The organism is Stieleria tagensis (genome assembly GCF_024129865.1).
Classification (GTDB): Bacteria; Planctomycetota; Planctomycetia; order Pirellulales; family Pirellulaceae; genus Stieleria; species Stieleria tagensis.
On the sequence record NZ_JAMYFE010000036.1, the window covers coordinates 1 to 24352 of the forward strand.

The following is a 24352-nucleotide window of genomic DNA, read 5'->3' on the forward strand; positions in this document are numbered from 1 at the left end:
CCACGGTTCAGACCGTCCGCACACCCGACCAACTGAACCCTGGCGGGATCAGCTACGTTCCATCCCACCGTAGCTGGACCGGCCACGGTTCAGACCGTCCCGCACACCCGACCAACTGAACCCTGGCGGGATCAGCTACGTTCCATCCCACCGTAGCTGGACCGGCCACGGTTCAGACCGTCCCGCATACCAGACCGACTGAACCCTGGCGGGATCAGCTACGTTCCATCCCACCGTAGCTGGACCGGCCACGGTTCAGATCTTCCGCATACCGGACCAACTGAACTCCAGTGGGGTGACGAATTAGTCGCGGAACCACGACCTTGCTTTCCCGCGGATGGGATTTCATTTTCCCCTGCCCCCTCCCACACTTACCCATCGGAGCCCAGCGCCGTATCTTCTTTGGCATGATTGATTTCAAGCTCATCATCGCGTCGGTCCTCGGTGTCTTTCTCGTGATGGGCATCGGCGCGGCCGCTCGGTATGTCAAATGGCTGACTACCGAAGCCGATCGGACATTGGCGAATCTGACAGCCAACGTGATGTTGCCGGCCTACTTCATTCACAAGTTCTCCCAGAGCAGCGAGATCGGTTCGATCTCCACCACTTGGCAAGCACCTGTGTTAGGTTTCCTGACAACGGCCTGCGGATTCGCAATCGCGTTGCTGTTTGCCCGCTGGGCCGGACCATGGTTCGGGTTGGTCACCGATGCTTCGCAGCGTGCCTTTGCACTGTGCGCAGGCATCTGCAACTACGGCTATATCCCGTTGCCCTTGGCCGAAAAATTTTACCCCACGGCGGTGATCGATTTGATCCTGCACAACGTCGGGGTCGACATCGCGTTGTGGAGTATCGGAATCGCGATCATCACCGACTCCGGCGGCAGCGGTTGGAAGAAACCGCTGCGCAGCCCGCCACTGTGGGCTGTGGTGTTTTCGATTTTGATCAGCAGTTTTGGATTGACCCAGCGGATTCCCGAATCGATCCTGACTGCGGTCGGTATGCTCGGTGCCTGCGCCATTCCACTGGGTCTGTTGCTCAGCGGTGCGATCATCGTCGACTTTGTCCGCGATCGGTCGTGGCTGGGACAACCCAAGGTGATCATCGCTGCGATCGGAATTCGCCAATGCCTGTTGCCCCTGATGATGCTGGGAATCGGCGGATGGCTGATCCAGGAAACTGATTTGCGGACGGTCGTGATGCTACAGGCCGCGATGCCAGCGGCAGTGTTTCCGATCGTGCTGACCAAGCTGTATGAGAAAGACACCGAAACCGCACTACGCGTCGTCCTGTGGACGTCCATTGCCGGTGTCGTGTTAATCCCGTTTTGGCTCGCTGTTGGCGCCTGGTGGTTGGGCGTTTCCTAGGCCAGTCGGCGGCAGACCGCCAGGATTTGCGGCGTTCGTAAATTGGGACGCATTGGCCAACACCAGCGACTGGGCCTGCTGCCAATCGCCATCGTCGGCGAACTGCTCACGCGCGATCAAACAACAACAGGCATTGGATTGATGGGGATACAACCCGATCACCCGTTCGGTGATTTCGTAGTGATCGAAAAAATTCCAACTGGATCGAGATTGCCCGACCGCCGTCATCGCACAATAGCCCGCCTGGTCAAGCCAGCCTTTGGAATACCAAGCGATCACGCGATCCTCGAGCTTTGATGTCCGTCGCGCCCGCCAGATTTTGAGGTACACACTGGCAATGACATACACGCCCCAGATCAACAGAAAGATCAGCAAGATCGGTTGAAACCCGCCCATCACCACGATACTGGCCAGCACAGCGCCAAAGAACATCAGCATCGTCGCCCACGCCTTGGTCGATCGACGTCGCGAAGCTTGCTCCAGCAATGTTCCTGACGCGGAATCTTCATAGACATAGCCTTGGTAGCAGACGCTGTCGCCGATCGGCTGAAACCGAAACTCGTCTTCCGGTTTCGAACGTTTTCTCGCGTCAATCAACTGGGCAGCAACCGGTGGAAACTGCTGCTGCAAATCGGCCGCGACACTCCGCGCCAATGCCGGATCGGTGAACGCATCAAAGGGAATGGTCTGCCAAAAATTCTTGTCACGGACAAAGCTCAATGCCCAAATCCGCTGACTCGCCGCGCTGGAAACCAATTGCGACATCGGGCAACACAGGGTGTGGCGATCGGATTGCAGCCACAATTCATCACGATCAATCCAGCCTTCGATGGCACCGATAGCCAATTGGTAGCTCGGCAGCTCGTTTCCCAGCAGTTGCCGTTGATACAGACAGATCAGCACGACGCCGGCCAAGAACAGCGCGATCGCCACCACACATCGGATGGTGTCTTGCGGCGATGCCAGCGGTACCATCACACTGTAGGCGATCACGCCAATCGAATACAGCGTTGCCAAGGTCACCATCACACGTGTCAGTTGGCGGTATTCAGATCGAATCCCCGCCTGGGTGACGGCATCACGACAATCCAGTCGCGACAGTTGGCCAGCGAACTGCATTCGCGACCCGATCCAATCACCGGCAGCGGACGGGGCCAACGCGTCGCCACCGCTGGATGATGGCGATTGATAGGGATTGATCGAATCGGACACGCTTGTCCGCTATGCCTGAGCTTTCTGGACCAAAGCCAGCAGATCGTGATCGATGACCAGCGAATCGTCGCTTTCCGGGTTCAGGAACAATCCGTGCTCCGGCGGCATGTATTCCAGCAACGCGCCGCCGTCCAACACATAACCCTCGATTTCCTCTCCCTCTTCGTACGTTTCTTCCATCGAATGCACAAAGTCGCCGGCCGCTTCCTCGTTGGTGAAGGCGACCAACAAATCCATTCCGTCGACTTCGGTGCTGAACACGTTGGCGCCCTCATCGTCGCCATCCGATTCCGCGTCGTTCATCGACAACAACACAAATTCGGCTTTATCCATCAATTGGCGCACCAGCACAGCGTCGCGCTGCTCGATCGCACCGGATAGTTTCAATTCTAGAGATTCGGGCGAATCGGACATCAGCAGTCTCGCAGAGGTTTTAGGGTGAAAGGCAAGGCTGCCTAGTTATCGCAGTCTTGGCCCAAAATGCAAACCGGTAACCTCTTCCGAACCTCAGTCGCCCATGAACATTTCTCCCAAACCGCCGAGAACGGATCCCTCGCCCTTTCGCGTGTTCCCCATTGATGGAATCGCACTGGCCAACCGGCCGGCGAACCGCGAAAAGGGCAGCGATTGCAACCAAACCGGACCGGGACCACGGACGGTCGCCAAAAACAGGCCTTCACCGCCGAAAAATGCATTTTTCAGCCCGCCGACGAACTGAATGTCGTAGTGCACCGTCGGACCCATCGCCATCAAACATCCGGTGTCCAATCGCAGCGTCTCGCCGGCCTGCAGTTCGCGATACATCATCGTGCCGCCGGCGTGGATGATCACGATCCCGTCGCCACGCAATCGCTGCATGATGAACCCTTCACCACCGAACAACCCGGCACCGATTTTCTTCCGAAAAGCGATGTCGACGATGGTGCCGCGCGCGCCGCACAGAAAGGCGTCCTTTTGACAGATGATTTCGCCGCCCAACTGGTCCAGATGCAACGGCACCATGCGGCCGGGATGCGGCGCTCCGAACGCAACCTTGGCTTGCCCCCGGCCGTTGTTGGTGAACGTCGTCATGAACAGGGACTCACCGGTCATGACCCGCTTTCCCGCCGACAGAACCTTGCCGAACAGACTGCTGTCCTGCCGGGATGGATCGCCGAACACCGTGGCCATGTCGATGCCGTCGTCCATAAACATCAATGCACCGGCTTCGGCAATCGTCTGCTCACCGGGATCCAGCGTGATTTCGACATACTGGGTTTCGTGCCCAAACACTTCATAGTCGATTTCGTCGGATGTTCGCCGCCGCCCGTCGTTGGACTGGCCGCCCCGCATCGTCACCGCTGCGGAACTGATCTGGATCTCTCCGGCCTGGAACAAATCATCCCCGTCGGTGGTGGAATTTTCCCTATCCGACGGTGGGGACGAACCGACCGTCGCGGCTTCGTCGGCCCACCAATCATCGCCGGAATCAGCCGGTGTGGACGCCTGGCTGTCAGGCACGCGAAAGGTCTGGCTGCACGCTCTGCAATGGACCGACTTTCCAGCCATCGTGTCGCTGGCTTGATAATGCTTGCCACACATCGGGCAGTTGAATTCCATGCGAAGACTCCATTTCAATCAAAAAAGCGGCTTCAAATTAACAAATACACCTTTTACGTCGGCTCGATCCGAGCCAATTCGGGGCGCGATGCCCAGCAACTGCGGCTAAAATCCCCCACGGCAATCTGACGCCAATAGAGTAAACTAATCGGCCCGACGCAGCCCATCAGTGGCCGCGTCGCCACCATTGCCCTGCAACTAATCTTTCCTCAGTCAATCATTTTCGAAAGGCTCTTTCATGTCGAAATCACCCCAAGGCAAACGCTTGAACCAGCGGCGCCAGTTCTTAAAAACGACTGCTGCTGTCTCCGCCGCGGCATCCACACCCTATTACTTCTCGACTCCAAAGACGCTCGCCCAGGAATCCAAAAGCAAGAACGATCGTGTCGCGATGGGAGTGATCGGTTGCGGCGGGATGGCCGGTGGCAACATGAACGCGGCCAAAGACTGGGTCGATGTCGTCGCAGTGTGCGACGTCGATTCCGGACGCCGCGCAGCGGCCAACCAAAAGTGGAGCGGTGGCAAAGCCACTGAATCAGCCGAATACCGTGAATTGCTCGATCGCAAAGACATCGATGCCGTTCATATCGCCACCCCCGATCACTGGCATACCAAACCGTTGATCGAAGCGATGCTGGCGGGCAAAGACGTTTACTGCGAAAAACCGCTGACCCTGACGATCGACGAAGGCAAATTGATTCGCAAGGTCCAAAAGGAAACCGGTCGAGTCGTGCAAGTCGGCACCCAACAACGCAGCACGTTCCCGTTGTTCGTCAAAGCCATGGCGATGGTCAACGAAGGCCGCGTGGGCAAGATCCAACACGTGCAAGCGGCGATCGGCGGCGCACCATCCAGTCCTGCGATCCCTGCGGTCGATCCGCCAGCCGACCTGGACTGGGACCGCTGGCTGGGCCCCGCCCCCATGACCGATTACCGCTACAGCGACGGTGGCAAAAAAGGCGGTCGAGGAAACACCAATTGCCATTACGAATTCCGCTGGTGGTACGAATACAGCGGTGGCAAACTGACCGACTGGGGTGCCCACCACGTTGACATTTGCAACTGGGCACTCAAGTTGAACGGGCAAACCGCAGGCCCCCTTTCGATCGGTGGCAGCGCCAAGCATCCGGTCGAGTTCAAAGACGGCTACCCCGCCGAAAACGATCGCTACAACACCGCGACCGCATTCCAGTTCGAGGTCAAATACCCGGGCGGGACGCAAATGACCATTCGCAACGACACCGACAATGGCGTGCTGATCACGGGCGACAAAGGTCGAATTTTTGTCAACCGTCGCAAGCTGACCGGTGCACCGGTCGAACAATTGGCCGACAACCCGCTGCCCGATGACGCGATCGCCAAAGTCTACAAGAACATGCCGATGGAGCGAAATGAGCGTTCGCAGCACTGGGCAAACTTCCTGTACTGTGCGCGTGAGCGGAAAGATCCGATCAGCGACGTTCACACCCACATGCAAATGTTGAATGTCTGCCACTTGGCCGGGATCAGCGCGCGATTCGGCCGCGAACTCAAATGGGACGACACCAACGAGCAAATCGTCGGCGACGACCAAGCCAACGCCTTCCTAGCCCGCCCTTACCGCAGCGGCTACGAAATCGAAATGGGCTAGGTTGATAGGCAGACCTGATGCGACGCCTAAGCAGTTAATCAGGGCAATGATTTCCCATCCCCCAGGCCACTGCGGGATGGGAGTGAATCAACCGCAAAATCAACGCAAGCAGATTTCAACTTGGTTCGGGTTAAGGATCATCCAGCAGTGAAAACACGTGTCTTGGCGTATAACCCCGAAACGACTCCGCAATGAAATAAGATCCACGGCAAAAAATCAAAGTCACAATAGACGGTCAATAGCTCAAGGCTGACACCAAACAACACGGATGCAAAGACAACCATACTTCCAGCACTGCAAGGATGAAAATAGGTTCCCGCGACTCGCCGGAGCACGACACAAGTCCAGATAGCTCCCAGAAGCAATGCGGAAAACAAAACCACACCAACGATCCCGAACCGCAGAGCAATGAGGATATACGTGTTGTCGACGATCCGCAGCCTAACTTTCGACTCGGGATCCGTTGGCAGCCCGGGAACATTGGGGGGAAAGCGATCGGTTGCTTCCGTTCCGTAGCCAAGTGGCCCCCCAGCCATCGCGATTGGTCCATAGATCTGCACCACGAACATTCGATTTCGCGTGCCAGTGTACAGCTCTGCATCGCCGTTGATACGAACGATTTTGGCGCGTCGCTCTCCACCGATCGCATCTAGGCCGTGGATGACCCGATCAAAATTGAAAGTCAATCCAATCCCACCAACAAGGACCCCAATTGCAATTGCCCACCTGGCGATTCGCGAACTTAGCGACAACCCAAAACACAGTGCGCCGCACAGACCCAACACAGGCCCTCGGGAACCAGTCACGACAACCCCTGCGATAACAAGCAACAATGTCATCCAGCCAAAAAACCGCTTCCGATTGGATTCATTTGCGCTATCGATCATGATTCCGGACCATGCAGTCAGGAGCATCAAGATCACGCCCAAAAAAATGGGATGACGTGTCATCCCGATCGCACGGTGAAAAATCCCGTATCGCTCACCTTGCGGGCGTGACACCCGGTCATCCGCAACGTGAAAGACACTTTCCCACAGATTGATGCCCGTCAGCGATTCAGCAATGGAAGCCACAGCGATGACGCTTGCCACTCCGGCGAACCATGGCGCAAGCCCCGCAAGTGCACCCCGATGAAGCACAGCGTAACGCCCAGCTGCGTACATCAGGCCCCATTCCCCATACGCTCGAGCCAATGTTGGTAGCGCATCACTGCCATAGTAAACATCGACAACAACGTGCCAGGCAACGAGCAACATTACGATCAAATCGAGGGGTGTCACTACAGTGAACAGATCGCGTCGCGAATGCACGCAGAAGGCCACAAGCAAAGTAATCGCGACTGCCGTCGAAACATTGATCGGAAAGCCCGCTACCTGGACTTCGAACCAACTGGCAGCGACCAATGACACCGCCATGCCAACTCCCAACGCCCACTGCTTGCCCCAAAGCCACCCCACCCCAAGTGAGACTGCAAGGCTACAAAAGACGAAACAAAAAAACGAAATTTCACTAGAAAACATGACTTCCCTAACCGCTGGACAGACTGAACCATGCCCCAAACACCTGGATTACGCTGACCTGCCGCTCCACGCGCTACACCGGAAGACTAACCGCTACAACATGAGCAGCAACGAGTACGTATCTGTCGATGCGGCTTTTTCTGAGTTTCGGAATCCTGCCAACCAAACATTCTGATTATGCTGCTGTACGGTGCAAACTAGCTGCGTGCCGAGGATTTAAATTGGTACAAACCATGGAATAAACGCCGTGGTTGACAACCACGCAACCGATCCTTCAACCACAAACCCAAGAAAAATTTGCTGCCGTGTGCCCGCCTCGACGACGTTCATTTCCGACATGGAAATTCCCGCTATTGATCCCTTGGTGGATAGCGGTCTTCTGGAAAAAAACAGTGAGCTGGGGATGGCAACAACGCATTAAAAGCAAGTTAGCGAGCATTGGAGATGGCTGCCGGCTGCGAGGCACGTCCTTGATCACCGCTCCTGACCGCCTCTGGCTAGGCGACAATGTGCACATTGGTGATAACTCGACCCTTCGTGCCGAGGGAGGACTCCAGATTGACTCTCACGCCCACCTTGCTCGTAACGTCGTCATCTACACCATCAATCACAACTACGAAGGGACCCGCATCCCGTATGACGAGACGGTAGTCGCCAAACCAGTAAAAATCGGCATTGCAGCCTGGATCGGTATCAATGTGATCATCCTCCCAGGCGTCGAAATCGGAGAGGGAGCGATTATCGGCGCGGGCAGTGTCGTCACTCACTCGATCCCTGCCCTTTCGATTGCCGCCGGCAATCCGTGTCGCGTTGTAAAACAACGGGATTCAGAGAGTTACTATCAACGGAAATCTGCCAAGAACTTTGGTGGAGTCAATGGAATCGAATATAGAGACAGGACATGAATGTATTCGCACTCTGTGCTGGGCGAACGGCTTCTACCGCATTTGCTTCTGCGTGCTCCCACTTGCCTGGTTTCACAGCTGCCCACGAGAGCCTCGCCAAGATCACCGGCCCCGGTCGGTTCGAATATCCAGAGAACCACATCGAAATCGACAACCGGCTCGCTTGGTTCCTAGGTGGATTGGACAAACGTTTTGGTTCAGAAGCTCGCTACGTGTTTATGCATCGAGACGCTCAGAAAATTGCGTTGAGTTATGAAAAACGATGGAACCTAACCATCTCTGTCGTTCGCGCATTCGCGACGGGAATCTGCATGCAAACGAATGTGTCACGAAAGCAGCGTGCGGAACTCTGCGAATTCTACGTTCAGACCCTAGAGGACAACATTAAGTGCTTTTTAGCATCGAAAAAACACGTGTTTCATTTCCATCTAGACGATTCAAAACATTCCTTTCGGAACTTTTGCGATTTTCTTGAAGTCGAATGCCCGGCTGAGTCACTCCAAGAATGGGACCATCGCCATAACCTAAACCGATCACACACCAAATGGGCATTGCGAGGGGGCCCGATCAACAAGCTTCGTCGAGCAATCATTCATTTCCCTTCGTACTTGACCGATGTCTGAATTGACGACTCGCCAACCCGTTTCGCAATTGTTTTCAAAAGCGAAAGTCGATAAACGTCGACTCGCTTCCAACATGGCGCCACTCATCATCAAGTCAACTGGCTTGGGTGGTGCAATCAGCTTCCCGTTACTGTTGGTTTACTTCTACGGCATCCATGATGCGGGAGTGATTCAGTTTTTCCTGTCGACAACCATCATGCTCGCTTCCTTCATCCGCCTTGGATGGGACCATGTACTTTTTCGTGCTGGATGTAATGACGATAGACAGATTCAAACCCAGTACCTAATCAGCGCGGTTTCACAAACATTGCTGCTCGGAATAGGCATCCTGATCGCCTACTACTTGACTGTCTACTACACCGTCAATCCTTCGCATCAGATGATTGCTTGGCTATCGGGACTCGCCTTAATCCCACTTGCGGTGAGCTGGCAGGTAGGTGAATTTCAAAAAGGCCGTGGGTCGACCATTCAGTGGGCATTGCTTAATAACACTGGATTTCAACTGGTTGGCGTTGCCCTCCTAGTCCCCATTGCCCTGATCCAACCGGGCAGACCTCTAGTTGCTACTATCGCTGTTGTCATCGCAGCATGGTTAGTAGCGATCTTGGCAATCCACCGAGTTTATCAAGACCTGCAGCCAGATGACAGTCAGCAATGCCTGACATCTGACACCTCACTCTGCAGCATGACGGACACGCAGCGGATTGGTCTCAGAGAGGTGTTCTCGACTAGCAAACTTAAAGAATCACTCCACTTGGCGCCCTTATCGTTTTCATCCTCCGCACAGAGCTGGCTCGACGTGACGGTGGTCGGTTTAATCGGAAGCCCAGAAGCTGTAACACTTATCCGACTTGCTGGCCGATTCAGTTTCGTACCCGGATTCCTGAATAGCATTGTGGTTGCTTCGCTGGTACCCAAGCTGGCTCAATCTATTCGTGAAAACAAGACGCAGGCAACCGCAACTCTATGGCAAAAAACAGCACGCATTCCGCTGGCGCTAGGACTCATGAGCACCGTAGTTGTGCTGGTCGCAGTCTGGGTAGGCCGCGACTGGCTGGCCGACCGCGGACTAGCTCTTCTCTTCCCCCTCATCGCAATACTTTCGGCTGGACACCTTATAGCGGTTGCAACAGGTGCTGTGGGCTACATCCTGTTAACGTGCCATCAGGATCACACGTTAAAACGACTTTCACTATTGGGCCTCCCAATCGCTGCAATCCTGCAGTTTGCACTGGTGCTAGTATTCGGCGCGATCGGCTCGGCAATTGCAACGGCTCTCTATCTCGCAAGCTACAATTTGATTCTCCGACGTTTTGCGCACCTCGCGTTGAATCAGATGAACGGCTCAGAACCCAATACTTCAACGCCGGCATAGCATGCAATATTCTGTCGTGATACCGGTATACAACCGGAGAGAATCCATCCTTGCGAGCATCGAGTCGGTGGTCGAACAGACCTACCCACCGCAGGAAGTCATCGTTGTCGATGATGGTTCTACCGATGGAACGGTAGAACGAATCCAACAATGCGGGGCAAATGTCAGGCTACTTCAAACCGGCGGTCGAACAGGCGCGTGCAACGCACGCAACATGGGCACCCATGCTGCGATCCACGACACCGTCGCCTTTCAGGACAGTGACGACGTTTGGCTGCCGTCCAAAATGGAGCAACAGCTCGAACGCCTTGAAGAAGGCCACTTTGATGCCGTTTTCTGCAGCTTCATTAAGGACTTTGAAAGCGGCCAAGAACGAGGCGGATGGTCACGCGAAATTGCGAATTCGGGATCTGCATGCAAAACGCTTCTTCTCAAGAAAAACTACGTAAGCACGCAGACGCTGGTCGTGCGCAAGAAGGCGTTTGAAACCGCCGGAGGATTTGACAAAGATCTCCGACGCTTCCAGGATTGGGACCTGGCAATCCGGCTCTCACTACTGATGCCCATTGGATTTGTCGACGAACCATTGGTCCGTGTCAAACAAACTGGAACAAGGCTTTCAAATAATCGCCGTGAGGGAATCATTAGTCGTCGCCGCATTTTAGAAAAATACAAGAACCACTACCTTAACGCCCCTGAAATTCACTCCCAAATGCTTTTGGATCTTGGATTGCGCCAAGCGTGTATCCCGCAACCGATTGCTGCGTCGAAATCCCTTTTAAAAGCAGCCAGATACCTGATTTCCAATACGCTTACATCAACCAAACGGGAGGCAGCTCAAAATGGATGAGAGAATTCGCAAACGACTATGGCTGCACCCTACATTGGTAACGATGGCAGCTTGGATTGTCTGCATCTGGCTCTACCAAATGCGCCTGTCCAATCGACTCTGGCTGGACTTAGGAGACGTCGCTGGAGTTTCTGCAATTGTAATACTGGGAATGACACTCGGTTTAATGGCCTCGTGCCTGCCACCAGTCAAAATCAGACGTTTTTACGACATTGAAGATCCTGACCGCAGAACAGAACGATCCGCTTGGTTTGCATTCGCGATTCTAACAATACTATTTCTCTTAGAAGTACTTTACTCGGGGTTTATCCCGATCCTTGCAAAACTTCGCGGGCAACAAATCAGCCACTTCGCATTTGGAATCCCTAGCGTTCACGGTTTTGTCCTTGCAGGATATCTATTCTTTACATCCTGCGGAGTCCTTGCATTTCTAAAGTATCGCGGCTGGCGATACCTGCTACCTGCAATTTCGTCAGTGGTAATCGCTGTTCTCATCGTCAATCGAAAATTGCTGATGGTAGCAGTGATACAATCGCTGGTCCTTGTCATCTTGATGAATCAGCGACCGCTAAGAGCAACCATCATAACCGCCTCGGTCATTGTGTTCACTGTACTGACCTTTGGTGTTGTCGGCGACATTCGCTCGGGAAGCGTGATTGACGACAGTGGCGGATTCACTCGTGACACGATTGTGCAGAAAATCCCGGGACTGGACTGGGCATACCTTTACTTAACCACACCAATCCACAACCTCACCTATGCGTCAATCCATGCGGACCCAGAGAACGGAGCTTTCCCTCGGCGCACATTTGGCCCGCTAATTCCGTCCGTCCTAGACGGAACAGATGAAGACGCGTCCGATCGATACCGCACAGCAGCGAAAACACGACATTGGCTCGACAGCCCCATGTTCAATGTTTCGACAGCTTTCATCAACCCGCTTCTCGATTACGGGATGTATGGAGTTTTCTTTTACGCAATCTTGACGTCCTATGTCGCATCGTCGGTGTTCTTTCTTTCTGAGGACTGGGTCGGGATCATCGTGTCCGTCACTCTCTATGCGACGAGCGTTTTAACAGTATTTAGCGATAGCTTTGTAAATCTAAACGTAATCGGACAATTGCTTTGGGTTTTTGTCGTCTATGGACTTTCACGGTTTCGCATTGGCAGTCCGAGCTACAGCTTGATCTACGAATCCGATGAGGAAGAAGACTTGTTCGATGAGGAAACAGATGAATACGACTGATCCACCAGAGCAGACAGGCAACCGAACTCCAACTCGCTACGGCCTCGTTGTGCCGACCTACAATGCTGGTGATCACGCCCGGCACTTTCTGGATGGCGTGAGCACGCAAACCCTGCATGTCCATCGCAAACTAGCGATTGACTCATCATCTCGCGATGGAACCGCAAATCTATTTCGCGACCAGGGATTTGAAGTCATCTCCATTCCGACAAGCCAGTTCGATCACGGCGGAACCCGCCAGCAAGGTGTGGAGGCACTGGAGGACGTAGATGTCATCGTTTTCGCAACTCAGGACATTCAGTTTTCCAACCAAGTCAGTCTTGCCAATCTCGTCTCAGTCTTCGACGAATTTGATGACGTTGCCGCATCCTACGGGCGTCAACTACCACACCTCGATGCTGACGTTTTCGCGGCCCATGCGAGAAATTTCAACTACCCGCCCAAATCTGAAATACGCGGGATCGGAGATGCCAAACGACTCGGCGTCAAAGCCGCTTTTATCTCGAACTCGTTTTCTGCGTACCGCCGAACCGACTTATGCAACATTGGTGGTTTTCCATCACCATCGCTGTTTGGCGAAGACTTCTGCGTTGCACTGAAATTTCTGCACAACAATCTTCGAATCGCCTACCAAGCTGATGCTTGCGTCCGCCATTCCCACAACTACTCTATTGCCCAAGAGTTTTCGCGGTACTTTGACATTGGCGTCCTTTACGCGCAGCAACAGCAATCGCTTGCAAAAATTGGCAAACCTGACGGAGAAGGAATGCGATACTTGCGTTCGGAACTTGCGATTGCCAAAGCACATGGCTGGATGACCCCCATCCACAGTCTAATGCGCTGCGGCGCCAAATTCACGGGCTACAAAATCGGTCGACATTATTCGGTAATACCTCGGAGCGTTTGCCAAAGACTAAGCATGTACCCACCCTACTGGAAAACAACTTAACGTTTCGCTTCATTTTATCGCAACCATTTTTTATCTCTGTTGGAAGCTTTCGGCATGCTGTTACTTCTGGGTGGAAACGGGTATGTCGGGCAAGCATTTGCAAGACATTTAGAGTCAATCGACGCGCCACACCGAATCATTTCACGCTCTGCGGATGGAGACTACGCTGACGCCAAGGTTCTCGGCGATTTGATCAAGATGCACCAGGCTACCTTTTTGGTCAACGCATCAGGGTACACTGGAAAGCCTAATGTCGATGCTTGTGAAATCCACCGAGAAGAATGTCTCTTTGGGAACTCCATTTTACCGGCGAGGATTCGTTCCGTTTGTGAAACGGCAGGTATTCCTTGGGGGCATGTTTCGTCAGGTTGCATCTATACAGGAATGGCACCTGGCAACAGACCATTCACTGAACAAGACCCACCTAATTTTTCATTCCGCCAGGACAACTGCTCGTTCTACTCTGGAACCAAAGCGCTCGGCGAAGAACTTTTAACGGGCGGGAAAAACAACTATGTCTGGAGACTACGAATTCCGTTCAATCACGTCGACAGCCCCCGAAACTATCTGAGCAAACTGATGCGGTACGAACAGTTGCTCGAAGCTGAAAACAGTATCACCCACCTTGATGAATTTGCGGAAGCATGCATTTCCATGTGGCAACAGAACGTCCCGTTTGGCACCTACAACGTGACAAACCCAGGAGCAATTACTACCCGGCGCGTGACCGAACTGCTCAGCCAAAGCGGAATCTGCACAAAAGATTTCCGTTTTTTCCCCTCCGAAAGTGAATTCCTGAGAGTTGCCAAAGCACCTCGCAGCAACTGCGTTTTATCAAGCTCAAAACTTTCGACTTACGGAATCCAACTGCGTGATGTCGAAACTGCAATCAAGGACTCATTGGATCGCTGGATCTCAACAAACTCGGGGATCGAAAAATGAAACAAGGTCAATCATCATCGATCTCAAAAGTCCTGGTCACAGGAGGACATGGTTTTATTGGCAGCAATCTTATTCGCTGGCTGCTCTGCAATCGACCCTACAACATCGTCAACATTGACGCATTGACCTACGCAGGCAACCCGAGCAATCTTGCTCACGTTTTACCTCATTCACGCTACAACTTTTACCACGTAGACATTCTCGATGAAGCCGAAGTTTCCAGAGTCTTTTCGCAAGAAAATCCCGACTGCGTGATTCACCTTGCAGCCGAGAGCCACGTCGACCGATCAATCGATGCACCTGGAAAATTCTTAGCTACAAATGCAATGGGCACGCTAAATGTCCTTCAAGCGTTTCGTAAATGCTATGAAGACACCAGCGAGTCATTACAATCGCGAATGCGTTTCTTGCATGTCTCGACGGACGAAGTCTTCGGCTCTCTCGGTTGCGACGGGCTGTTTGATGAATCGACCCCCTATGACCCGCATTCGCCTTATGCAGCAAGCAAAGCGGCATCGGATCATGTGGCTCGCGCTTGGCATGATACTTTTGACGTGCCTGTTATCGTTACAAACTGCTCAAACAATTACGGCCCATTCCAGTTTCCCGAGAAGCTGATTCCCGTCGTCATCTTGAATGCGATCAACGATCGCGAAATTCCAATTTATGGCGACGGAGAGAACGTACGCGACTGGCTTTATGTAGAAGACCATGTTCGCGCCCTGGAATGCGTATTGTGCGGAGGCTTGCCAGGCCAGACCTATGCCATTGGTGGGGACAACCAACTTACTAATAACGAACTTGTAAAAACGATTTGCATGACACTTGATCGGCTGCACCCACGGACTGACGGTCGTTCGTATTTCGAACAAGTGGTTTACGTGAAAGATCGGCCCGGACACGATCGTCGATACGCGATTAATGCGGGAAAAATCCGGCGTGAACTAGACTGGATCCCGAAAGAAACCTATCAAGATGGAATTGAAAAGACAGTACGCTGGTACCTAGAAAATCAACCATGGTGGCAGGCAATTCTGGAAGATCGGTATCAACTTCAACGCCTAGGCAGCCTCAAAGAATAACATCTCAATTAGGAGTGTTTAATTGATCACAAAAGGAATCGTGCTGGCAGGAGGGACGGGATCACGGTTGTATCCATTGACCATGGCAGTGTCAAAGCAATTGATGCCGGTCTTCGATAAGCCAATGATCTACTACCCCCTTTCAATCTTAATGTTGGCTGGAATCCGTGAAATTTTGATCATCACCACTCCGCAAGATGAACCGGCGTTCCGCTCGCTACTGGGCAGCGGCAGCGCATTTGGTATTAAAATCCAGTATGCCCAACAAGTGAGTCCCGACGGGTTAGCACAAGCTTTCACGATTGCCGCCGATTGTGGATTTTTAAAAAATGAAGGCTGCGCACTTATTCTTGGAGACAATCTTTTCTATGGCCACGACCTAGTCAGATCACTGAAAACAGCAGCGTCACGAACTCACGGTGCGACGATCTTTGGCTACCGAGTAAATGATCCGAAAGAGTATGGCGTCGTCGAGTTTGATAGCGATGGCCGAGTTAAGTCCCTTGAGGAAAAACCACAATCGCCGAAATCTAATTTTGCGGTTCCCGGCATTTACTTCTTCGACCGCAACGTTGTCGAATATGCCGGAGACCTGCGCCCTTCGCCGCGAGGTGAACTTGAAATCACCGATTTGAATCAACGCTATTTAGACCAGGGCGAGCTGGTAGTCGAAATCTTAGGTCGCGGGACGGCATGGTTGGACACAGGCACACATGAATCTCTGCTGCAAGCTGCGCAATTTGTTGAAGTGATCCAGGCCCGACAGGGCTTGCTAGTTGCATGCCTTGAAGAAATTGCTTGGTCGCACGGATGGATCGATCTGGACACAATCGAACGTCGAACCCAACAACTGGGCAAATCCAGCTATGCAGGTTACCTCCAAAAACTTTTGTCGGAGACCAACGACGTTCACCATTGAGATGAAAATCGAGGGAATTGAAATCAATACGCCCCTTCACGCATCAAAATGGTCCTTACTGTTCGCAGCACAAGGTAAGCATCTAACCAGATCGACCAATTACAGACGTAATAGCTGTCTAATCGAACTCGATGTTCATAGCTGGTATCATTACGACCGCTAACCTGCCATAGCCCCGTGATTCCAGGCCTGACCCGCAGATACAAAGGATACATGTTGCGATAGCGTTGAACCTCATCTGCCACAATCGGCCTAGGGCCCACTAAACTCATATCACCCCTGACTACATTCCATAGTTGTGGCAATTCATCCAAGCTCGTCCTGCGTAGGAAATGCCCGATGCCTTGGATAATACGCGGATCATTTTTCAGCTTTTGATCTTCGATCCATTGGTGTCTCATTTCCGAATCGCTTTCTAAATGCTGTTCAAGCACTTGGTCAGCATTGACAACCATCGTGCGAAATTTCCAGACTCGAAAAGTCTTCCCGCCCCGACCAATGCGCCGATGACCGTAGAATGCTGGCCCCGGCGATTTTGACTTGACTAAAAAGACGACGAGGAGGAAAACTGGGGACAGAAATGCAACAGCGGTTGCAGCCAACAGGAAATCGATCGAACGCTTTGTAGCGAGTGCGATCGGGTTTTGGAGATGGTCGCGAAGATGAACGCCAAGCACTCCAGCGCATTCGTGCGTGGTCGCCCAAAGGCTAGGCAATAGGTACTGAGACGGAAGAATCAACAGATTTGGAATTGTTGACGAGTTTGCGATCACCTGCCCTAAGTCGAGTTGCTCACTTCCACCGGGCGCGATGATTGCCCATCTCGCTCGATATCGTTTTGACAATCGCGCGAGATTAACAACGGATCCTAAATATGGAGGTCCGGCAACCTCGCTGTCATTATAATCGGCTGTGTTGATGCAATCGACCAAACCGACCACTCGAAGCCCTCGTTCGACCGCGCGGTTGTAGTAGCTGAACAGCGCTTTCCCTTGCTCTCCCGCTCCAATGATTAGCACGCGTTCGCCCCACCAACTGTGTCGCGACAACGCTTTCCGGATGATCATACGAGCAAGAGGCACAGCGACGGTTGCTAACGCCACACCAACAACCCCAAGAGCGCATTCCCAGGGTGAAAGCTCTGCCAACGTAAAATTAAGAGCGAGCATCAGGGTAAACGACGCCCAAACCGCCATGACAGACTGCCTCAATTCGACGACAGGGCTAGTCCCGGACCCGGGAAACAGCCCCTGAAGAGTTCCAAATAGAAGATAGCCGGCCACCAAAAGCACCATCTGATTGCCCAAGGTTAGGATTACTTGTTCACCAGTCGCAGATGCGACGATCACCGAAGCAAGTGCCACCGACGTCAACAACACCAGTACATCACAAATGACCAAGGGAAGTGAGGTGAACAGCAACTGAAACTGAGTTGCCCCCAAAACCGAACGTGTCATCAGCCCCCCCGTTTCACCAGCAGTTGCACTGGGTGCCGCTGAGTTCGCACCATCACCCAAATCGATAGCGCCGGAAATCGGTACAAACGGGTCGAGCTGCTCAATCGCGTCAGCAGACACAACTCCTACCGGAAGATTGCGGGGCTCAAACTGTAGGGGCATGCTGTGGAACCTGTCGATCGTGCTGTGGGCGCGGCAACGTCTCCATCGAATCTGCAAATTCTAATGGGAATCGAGCCGTCGCGGTCATGGTAGTCGAGCAGGGGGGCATGACTAGCTCGTCACGTTAAAATATGCGGACTGGGGCAATTTCAATGCCATTCATCGACTCTACGTTCACGAATTCGTGAAATAGCGGCGCTCACGCGTACACGCACCCCTCTTTTGAGACAACCAGTTCCGGATGTGACGACGGTGCGCGTTCTGCCTGCTCCGCCGCCTGATTCGGCTCGGATTCAGGCGAGAACCCTGGGCTCGTTTGCCCTCGCAGCCCGAATGGCTGTTTTAGGTCAACACCCAAGCGATGGAGCGCAGGCGTGCCAAACACAAAACAAATCAATTTCCCGCTCTTAATCAGTACACTGCTGCTGATGTCTGGATGTGCGTCGCTCGGCGACTATCACTACGAACACACCCAGCAACTGAGAGCTCGCACTCAATACCACCAGGCCGGTAACCCGGGATGCTCGAAGTATCCCAAGGATTACAAGAAGGGCTGGTTACATGGATTCTATGAAGTCTCCACCGGTGGCAACTCTTGCCCACCCGCGGTGGCTCCGGAGTGCTACTGGAAACCCGGCCAAATCTTGAACGATTGTGACAATCGCCGGCACGCATACTACAGCGGCTGGCAAGATGGTGCCGCACGCGCTTCACAATTCCCGGATACGCACTACCTGCGGATCTACGAAACATGTGAGTGCCCATTCCCACGTTGCGACTGCAAACAGTGCGGCACGTCACCCTGCGGCTGCCAAGCCGGTTGTGGTGACCACATTCTTGCCGACGGCGGCTTGATCTACGATTCCGGCACGATCGAAGCCGACCGTGAAATCATGATGGTACCCATCCCAGCAGAGACTCCCGTGGAAACCTCGCCCGGGATTCCGACTCACGACGAACCTGCCGTCGACACCGTGATTGAACCGAAAGGTGAGACCACCGCGTTGACAGAAGATTCAACCGCCGCCGTGACCGCAACGCCGGACTGGCTGGGGCCGTTGGTGAAACCGGAAGCGACCGTCGTCCATGACGCGGGAACCGATGTGCCGCTGCCAAAGCGAATCGCGTTGCTTCCGCCAATGCAATCACGAACCGTCAACCACGCAAAGACCGTGGACCTGCTGCCGGCCGAAACGTCCATTCGATATCAATACCCTGACGACAACAGCGTCACGATTGAATTCAGCCCATCCGACCAGACAGGCACGCTGGGGATCCCTCAAGTGTCCGAATCGGAAGCGGTGCTGAGTGACTTTGACATCCAAATCGACGGCGTTGGCTTTGTCGAATAGCCGTTGCCGGACTGTGCCCATTGACCCGAAGGAATTGGGTCTGCGGTCGCAGTCGACATCCAACCGAAACTTCAACCGAAAACATCTGCGAAAGGATTCTGCGATGATTAGAAGTGACGCATCGCGCCGCGTGGCGAACTTGACCATTGCCGCCACATTGACGGTCGTTCTGTTGGGAACCAGCACCGGTTGTCATCTAGTTTCCAGCGCAAAACATGCGATCCCGGCCCACCGGTTGGATCCGAGCCTGTTCTCGTGCCCTCGAGAATCAATGGTTTCGATCTCCTACGCCGCACTCGGACAGGACCGGCCACCAGAACACTTGATCGGGGCCGGCGATACGTTGTCGGTTTACGTCTACGGCGTCTTCCCTGCCAACGAAGAAGAGACTCCCGTTCAACAGCGAACCCAAGCCGTCAACCAACGCTATTATCCGCCACGCGGAACGGAGGTCGGTCCATCCACAGGATTGCCACTTCGCGTTGACGAGCGGGGCATGATCGAACTTCCGCTGATCGGCAATACTTCGGTTGCGGGCAAGACGATTCCTGAAGCGATCGATCTACTGCGCAAAGCCTATCAAGAAAAGGAAGTGCTCAAAGAGGGCAACGAACAGATCTACATGAGTCTGATCATCCCGCGTGTCCGCCGCGTTGTCGTGCTTCGCGAAGACACGCCCAACCCGCAAGTGGCTCTTGTCCAACCAACCACCAACCCCGAAATTCATCGCGGCAGTGGTCAGGTCATCGACTTGCCGATCTATGAAAACGACGTGCTACACGCACTGGCCGCAACCGGTGGATTGCCGGGCACCGACGCCTCGCGTGAACTGTATGTGATTCGCCGCGAAGCCGCACAGAACTCGGCCTTCATGAACGCGGAAACATTGCAGACCCTGACATCGGGAAACGTTGGTGTCGAGGTCAATCCCAACATCATTCGAATTCCGTTGTCGGTTCAACCTTGCGATGTCACGACAATCCCTCGCGACAGCACAATCCTGCACGATGGCGACGTTGTGTTTGTCCCGCGTCGCAACGAATACTTTGTGACCGGAGGATTGCTGCCGGGAGCAAGAATTGCCTTGCCACGTGACGAAGATATCGATGTCATCGAAGCGATTGCGATGGCCACTGGTTCGCCGGGTGGACCACTGGGGCTTTCGGGTGCCGCCATTGCAAATGCCAATCCAGGGTACATCCGCGAAGCAACACGTGTCTTGATCCTGCGAAAACTTGGTGACGGGCGTCAAATCACCATTCGTGTCGATTTGGATCGAGCCATCAACGATGCCAAAGAACGCATCCGAATCCAGCCCGACGATGTGGTGATGGTCCAACAAAAACCAGCCGGCGCGTTTATGAATGTAACCATGAACTGGCTAGGTGGACAATGGATTCCGAACGCATTCTTGATCAACGCGAACGACTGATCGATTGCCAAGGCCAGCCAACTGGCGGCCAATCCCTCGCTGACGCATTTTGAAGTTGCGATTTTATCGCAACCCGACGCGTCAGCGAGGGATTTTGGGTGCTAGCGGGATCCTTCGCTGACGCGTCGGGTTACCAAGAACCAATGCCTGACGCAAAAATCGCAACTTCAAAACTCATGTCTCGGGTTGCGATGCCGCCGAACCTTCGAACTCGCTAGTCACGAAACGACACGATCGGCGAGTCAAATGAATCGGTGTCGAAATCAACGTCGGTGTTGACCAGATCGGCGGGGACATCGTTCAAAAAATACGGTTGGCTTCCACCGCTGCCGCCTGGATGAAAGCGGTTGTAGTGTGGGACGTAAGCACCATGTGATCGGATTGTTCCGGTCAGGAACAATTCATTTTTTGCTCGTGTCATTGCGACATACAAGACACGTCGTTCCTCCTCCTCCTTGTCGGCGTCTCCGATGCTACGGACGTGCGGATAGTTTCCTGGCTGAACGCCGATCAAATAGCACACCGGTGCTTCGGTCCCTTTGGCGCTATGCACGGTGATCAAGGTGACTAGATCGTCAACGTCCTCATGGGTGGCTTCCGATTCGCTGATGGGATCGAGCGTGTAGGTCTCCAAAAACTCGCCCACGCTGCCGTGCTTTTCCGCCAGCCGCTGCAGCAGTTGAAAGTCTTTGGAACGCCGGTCCCAGTCATCGTATTTCTTCTCTAAGATCGGTGTCAGTTTGTCGGTCGCCGCTCCGATCGCAGCCACCGGTTTCGCCCAGACACCGTGGCATTCGCTGACTGCTTCGGACAGACGCGGATTCGCCTTGAATCGCTGATCCAGCGATTGCACGATCCTGTCCACCCCCGAGAGCGTCAACAACTGGGTGATCGTGTTCGCAGCGGTCTTTTCACCCACCCGCGGCCAGAGCGTCAGATACCGCATCCATGCCAATTGATCGGCGGGGTTTTCGATCACGCGCAATAGACTCAGCAGGTCTTTGACGTGAGCGGATTGCAGCAACTGCGTACCACCGATGAATCGATAGGGAATATCATTTTCGATCAAAGCACCTTCGACGCTACGTGCCGCCCAGGCACTGCGCGTCAGGATCATGTGATCACGCCAGTCGTCGCCGCCCTCGTGACGTGACATCAAATCCCCGGCAATCCAACCGGCCTCCTCGAAGTCGTCGTCACATTCGATCCGAACCGGTTTGGTGCCGGTCCCACGCACCGCGACCAGGTGTTTGTCGTATTCCAGTTTTGATTGGTCGAGCAACCAATTTGACAGATCAAGAATCTCCTGGGTACTGCGAAAATTCTGTTCCAACTTTAACACCGACGCCCCAGGCACTCGATCGGTGAAGGAATGCACGTTGCGAAAATCCGCTCCCCGAAACGCATAGATACTCTGTGCATCATCACCGACACAGAACAACTTGGCCGGCTCACGCATGCCATCCAAGATCAACCACTGCAACGGATTCGTATCCTGCATCTCGTCGACCAACAAATGATCATATCGCGACTGCAACTTTTGGCGAACGATTGGGCTGCGATGCAATTGCCTGGCGAACAGATGCAAGATGTCGTCATAGTCGAAATAGCGACATTGCAATTTGCGAGTGCTGTAATCCTTCAACACCGAACCGATCCGCTGAACGCTGTCGGGGTCGTGATCGGTAAACGCTCGCAAGTATTCGTCGACAGGCCGATTGGTGTTGCGGGCGTAGGAATAATAGTTGGCCAGTTCCGCCGACTTGGGAAAACTGGCATCTTTACCGACCACACTGGCACGGGCCAATTTCATCAGCTGCAATTGGTCATCACGATCGATGATCGTCAGCGAGCCGCACTCGAACAGATCCGGCCAACGTCGCAAGTATTGCAAACAGAAATTGTGAAACGTTCCCGTCGGAACCGCTTTCGCCGCCGCCCCAATTTGTTGACTCAGTCGGTGCCGAACTTCCCGCGCGGCGCGACGCGTGAACGTCAACAGCAAGATCCGTCGCGGATCGATCCCCATGTTTGTCAGGTGAGCGACACGGGCAATGATCGTACTGGTCTTGCCTGTCCCGGCACCGGCGAGAACCAACACGTCGCCGCCCGCAAATTCTGCGGCGCATCGCTGCTCGGCATTCAGTTTTAGTGGTTCGTTGTCCGTCACGGCCTATCGTTCCCGTTTTCGCAATTGCTTTTCGATCGCCTGCTGTTCGGCGTCTTTGTCATAGTTGGGATTGGGCTGACTTGGCACGGGCGCCGATGTTGCCTGCCGCCAGTCGATCAATTGTTGATGCAAACGCTTGGTCTGGGCTTGGTTCGACGTCGCCAGATTCGTCGACTCGCCCGGATCCGCATCCAGATCATAGAGCTCCAGCCCGCCGTCTTCAAAATATTCGTGCAACTTCCACTTGCCACTGCGGACGATGCTGCAGGGGCGACTGCGAAATAGCGGGTCACGTTGTTGATCCATCCGTTGGTAGCTTTGCAAGTACGCTGGAAAATGCCAGAACAAGCTGCGAGTTTCCAATGCATCGTCCGCCTGACCACTCAACAACGGTTTCAAATCCATCCCGTCGATCGGTTGATCGGGAAACTCGGCGCCGGTCATTGTGCAAAACGTTGGCAGCAAATCCACGTTGATCACCGGCGTGTCACAAGTCGTTCCCGGATGGGTGACACCGGGCCAGATGACGAACATCGGCTCGCGGATTCCACCTTCATAATATGTGCCTTTGTAACCTTTTAGCGGCGCCATCGATGTCGCCGGCCCATATCCGCCATTGTCACTAGTGAACACGATGATGGTTTTATCGCGGATGCCCAACCGATCAAGGGTTTCAGCGATTCGGCCGACACCACGATCAACACTTTCGATCATGGCTGCCATCACTGGATGCTGATGCAATTTGCCGGGACGCTTGGTTTTGTATTTTTCGACCAACTCCGGTTCGCCTTGGATTGGAGTGTGAACCGCAAAATGCGTGAGATATAGAAACCAAGGTTGATCCCCATCCTGGCTGATAAACTGGATCGCTTCGTCGGTCAATCGATTGGTCAAGTATTCATCTTTCGGCGCATCCGCGAGTTCACTGATCTTCCCATGGGGTGGGAAATAGCCCCGCGGCGGACTACCACTGTGCGTCCCGGCAAAATTGAAATCGAATCCATACGGCAACGGGTCGTCACTCAAATGCCATTTGCCGATTGTCCCGGTTCGATACCCCGCATCTTGAATGCAGTGTGCCCAAGTGCGAATGTCGGTTCGCAACGTATCGGTCCCAGGTACGTGCATCAGAGTCCCATGTTGACGATTCCCCCGTCGCTCGGTGCCCACGTTGTAAATCTCGTGCCGCGGCGTGTATTGGCCGGACAACAAACAGGCCCGCGACGGGGCGCAATTGGCTGCCGCCGCATAGGCGTTGGTGAAGACGACGCCGCTGGCCGCGAGCGCATCTAGATTCGGCGTTTCATAGAAATCGCTGCCCATGAAACCGGCGTCACGCCAGCCGAAATCGTCCAGAAAAATGAACAGCACGTTCGGGCGATCGGCCGCATGCACGGCGGTCACCCAGCCCCATTGTGCGGCAGCACAAACCACCAAAATCCAGACGAATCGAGTGATAGCGAACATTGTGAACAGCCCGAGAGACAACAAAAGCACAACAGCGTGAACACCGATTATAGTTCACCCGGGGTTCCTGCCGAACCTGCCTCCAGCAGGTTC

Annotated in this window: 19 protein-coding genes; 12 read left to right on the forward strand and 7 right to left on the reverse strand. The window is 53.8% G+C overall.

Going from position 1 to position 24352, the window contains the following annotated elements:
* Positions 1-407: 407 nt before the first annotated feature.
* Positions 408-1367, forward strand: coding sequence for an AEC family transporter (locus NHH03_RS07655; RefSeq protein ID WP_253155177.1), 960 nt, complete (start codon positions 408-410; stop codon positions 1365-1367).
* Here NHH03_RS07655 and NHH03_RS07660 read toward each other — a convergent pair.
* From NHH03_RS07660 to NHH03_RS07670, 3 genes are all read right to left on the reverse strand, one after another.
* Complete coding sequence (locus tag NHH03_RS07660; protein ID WP_253155178.1) at positions 1317-2579, reverse strand: hypothetical protein; 1263 nt, start codon at positions 2577-2579, stop codon at positions 1317-1319. The genes NHH03_RS07655 and NHH03_RS07660 overlap by 51 nt on opposite strands.
* A 9-nt stretch (positions 2580-2588) precedes the next feature.
* A complete protein-coding gene (locus tag NHH03_RS07665; protein WP_253155179.1) occupies positions 2589-2993 on the reverse strand; it encodes an SseB family protein in 405 nt (134 codons plus the stop codon).
* Positions 2994-3086: 93 nt separating this feature from the next.
* Positions 3087-4178 carry a TIGR00266 family protein gene (locus tag NHH03_RS07670; RefSeq protein WP_253155180.1) on the reverse strand — a complete coding sequence of 364 codons (1092 nt, stop codon included), beginning with the start codon at positions 4176-4178 and terminating at the stop codon, positions 3087-3089.
* Between the two features lie 238 nt (positions 4179-4416).
* On the opposite strand from NHH03_RS07670, the gene NHH03_RS07675 reads away from it, so the two are divergent.
* Entirely contained in the window at positions 4417-5808 is a 1392-nt protein-coding gene (locus tag NHH03_RS07675; protein WP_253155181.1) for a Gfo/Idh/MocA family protein, read from the forward strand.
* Between the two features lie 137 nt (positions 5809-5945).
* On the opposite strand, the gene NHH03_RS07680 is transcribed toward NHH03_RS07675, so the two are convergent.
* Positions 5946-7223, reverse strand: a complete 1278-nt coding sequence (locus tag NHH03_RS07680; protein ID WP_253155182.1) for an O-antigen ligase family protein — start codon at positions 7221-7223, stop codon at positions 5946-5948.
* A gap of 356 nt (positions 7224-7579) precedes the next feature.
* Between NHH03_RS07680 and NHH03_RS07685 the strand changes: the two genes are divergently transcribed.
* The 8 genes from NHH03_RS07685 to rfbA all read left to right on the forward strand — a co-directional run bounded on the left by NHH03_RS07685 (position 7580) and on the right by rfbA (position 16219).
* Entirely contained in the window at positions 7580-8233 is a 654-nt protein-coding gene (locus tag NHH03_RS07685; RefSeq protein WP_253155183.1) for an acyltransferase, read from the forward strand.
* 615 nt (positions 8234-8848) lie between these two features.
* The gene (locus NHH03_RS07690) at positions 8849-10231 is read left to right on the forward strand and encodes a lipopolysaccharide biosynthesis protein (protein ID WP_253155184.1); all 1383 of its coding nucleotides are present in this window, start codon (positions 8849-8851) and stop codon (positions 10229-10231) included.
* Between the two features lies 1 nt (position 10232).
* Positions 10233-11081 (forward strand): glycosyltransferase family 2 protein, encoded by an 849-nt coding sequence (locus NHH03_RS07695; RefSeq protein ID WP_253155185.1) that lies wholly within the window; start codon positions 10233-10235, stop codon positions 11079-11081.
* Positions 11074-12327, forward strand: coding sequence for an O-antigen polymerase (locus NHH03_RS07700; RefSeq protein ID WP_253155186.1), 1254 nt, complete (start codon positions 11074-11076; stop codon positions 12325-12327). Before NHH03_RS07695 ends, NHH03_RS07700 begins: the two co-directional genes overlap by 8 nt.
* Positions 12314-13276, forward strand: coding sequence for a glycosyltransferase family 2 protein (locus NHH03_RS07705; protein WP_253155187.1), 963 nt, complete (start codon positions 12314-12316; stop codon positions 13274-13276). The genes NHH03_RS07700 and NHH03_RS07705 overlap by 14 nt, the downstream gene beginning before the upstream one ends.
* 54 nt (positions 13277-13330) lie before the next feature.
* Positions 13331-14218 carry a sugar nucleotide-binding protein gene (locus NHH03_RS07710; protein WP_253155188.1) on the forward strand — a complete coding sequence of 296 codons (888 nt, stop codon included), beginning with the start codon at positions 13331-13333 and terminating at the stop codon, positions 14216-14218.
* Positions 14215-15300: a dTDP-glucose 4,6-dehydratase gene (gene rfbB / locus NHH03_RS07715; protein ID WP_261364144.1), complete on the forward strand. Its 1086-nt coding sequence runs from the start codon at positions 14215-14217 to the stop codon at positions 15298-15300. Before NHH03_RS07710 ends, rfbB begins: the two co-directional genes overlap by 4 nt.
* Before the next feature lie 22 nt (positions 15301-15322).
* A complete protein-coding gene (gene rfbA, locus NHH03_RS07720; RefSeq protein ID WP_261364145.1) occupies positions 15323-16219 on the forward strand; it encodes a glucose-1-phosphate thymidylyltransferase RfbA in 897 nt (298 codons plus the stop codon).
* A gap of 23 nt (positions 16220-16242) precedes the next feature.
* Here the strand turns inward: rfbA and wbaP are convergent, their stop codons facing one another.
* Positions 16243-17796: an undecaprenyl-phosphate galactose phosphotransferase WbaP gene (gene wbaP, locus NHH03_RS07725; protein WP_253155189.1), complete on the reverse strand. Its 1554-nt coding sequence runs from the start codon at positions 17794-17796 to the stop codon at positions 16243-16245.
* A gap of 416 nt (positions 17797-18212) precedes the next feature.
* Between wbaP and NHH03_RS07730 the strand changes: the two genes are divergently transcribed.
* Complete coding sequence (locus tag NHH03_RS07730) at positions 18213-19190, forward strand: hypothetical protein (RefSeq protein ID WP_253155190.1); 978 nt, start codon at positions 18213-18215, stop codon at positions 19188-19190.
* A gap of 103 nt (positions 19191-19293) precedes the next feature.
* A complete protein-coding gene (locus NHH03_RS07735) occupies positions 19294-20622 on the forward strand; it encodes a polysaccharide biosynthesis/export family protein (protein ID WP_253155191.1) in 1329 nt (442 codons plus the stop codon).
* A 214-nt stretch (positions 20623-20836) separates the two neighbouring features.
* Here the strand turns inward: NHH03_RS07735 and NHH03_RS07740 are convergent, their stop codons facing one another.
* Both NHH03_RS07740 and NHH03_RS07745 read right to left on the reverse strand, forming a co-directional pair.
* Entirely contained in the window at positions 20837-22792 is a 1956-nt protein-coding gene (locus NHH03_RS07740) for an ATP-dependent helicase (RefSeq protein ID WP_253155192.1), read from the reverse strand.
* A gap of 3 nt (positions 22793-22795) precedes the next feature.
* The gene (locus NHH03_RS07745) at positions 22796-24259 is read right to left on the reverse strand and encodes a sulfatase (protein WP_253155193.1); all 1464 of its coding nucleotides are present in this window, start codon (positions 24257-24259) and stop codon (positions 22796-22798) included.
* Positions 24260-24352 lie beyond the last annotated feature (93 nt).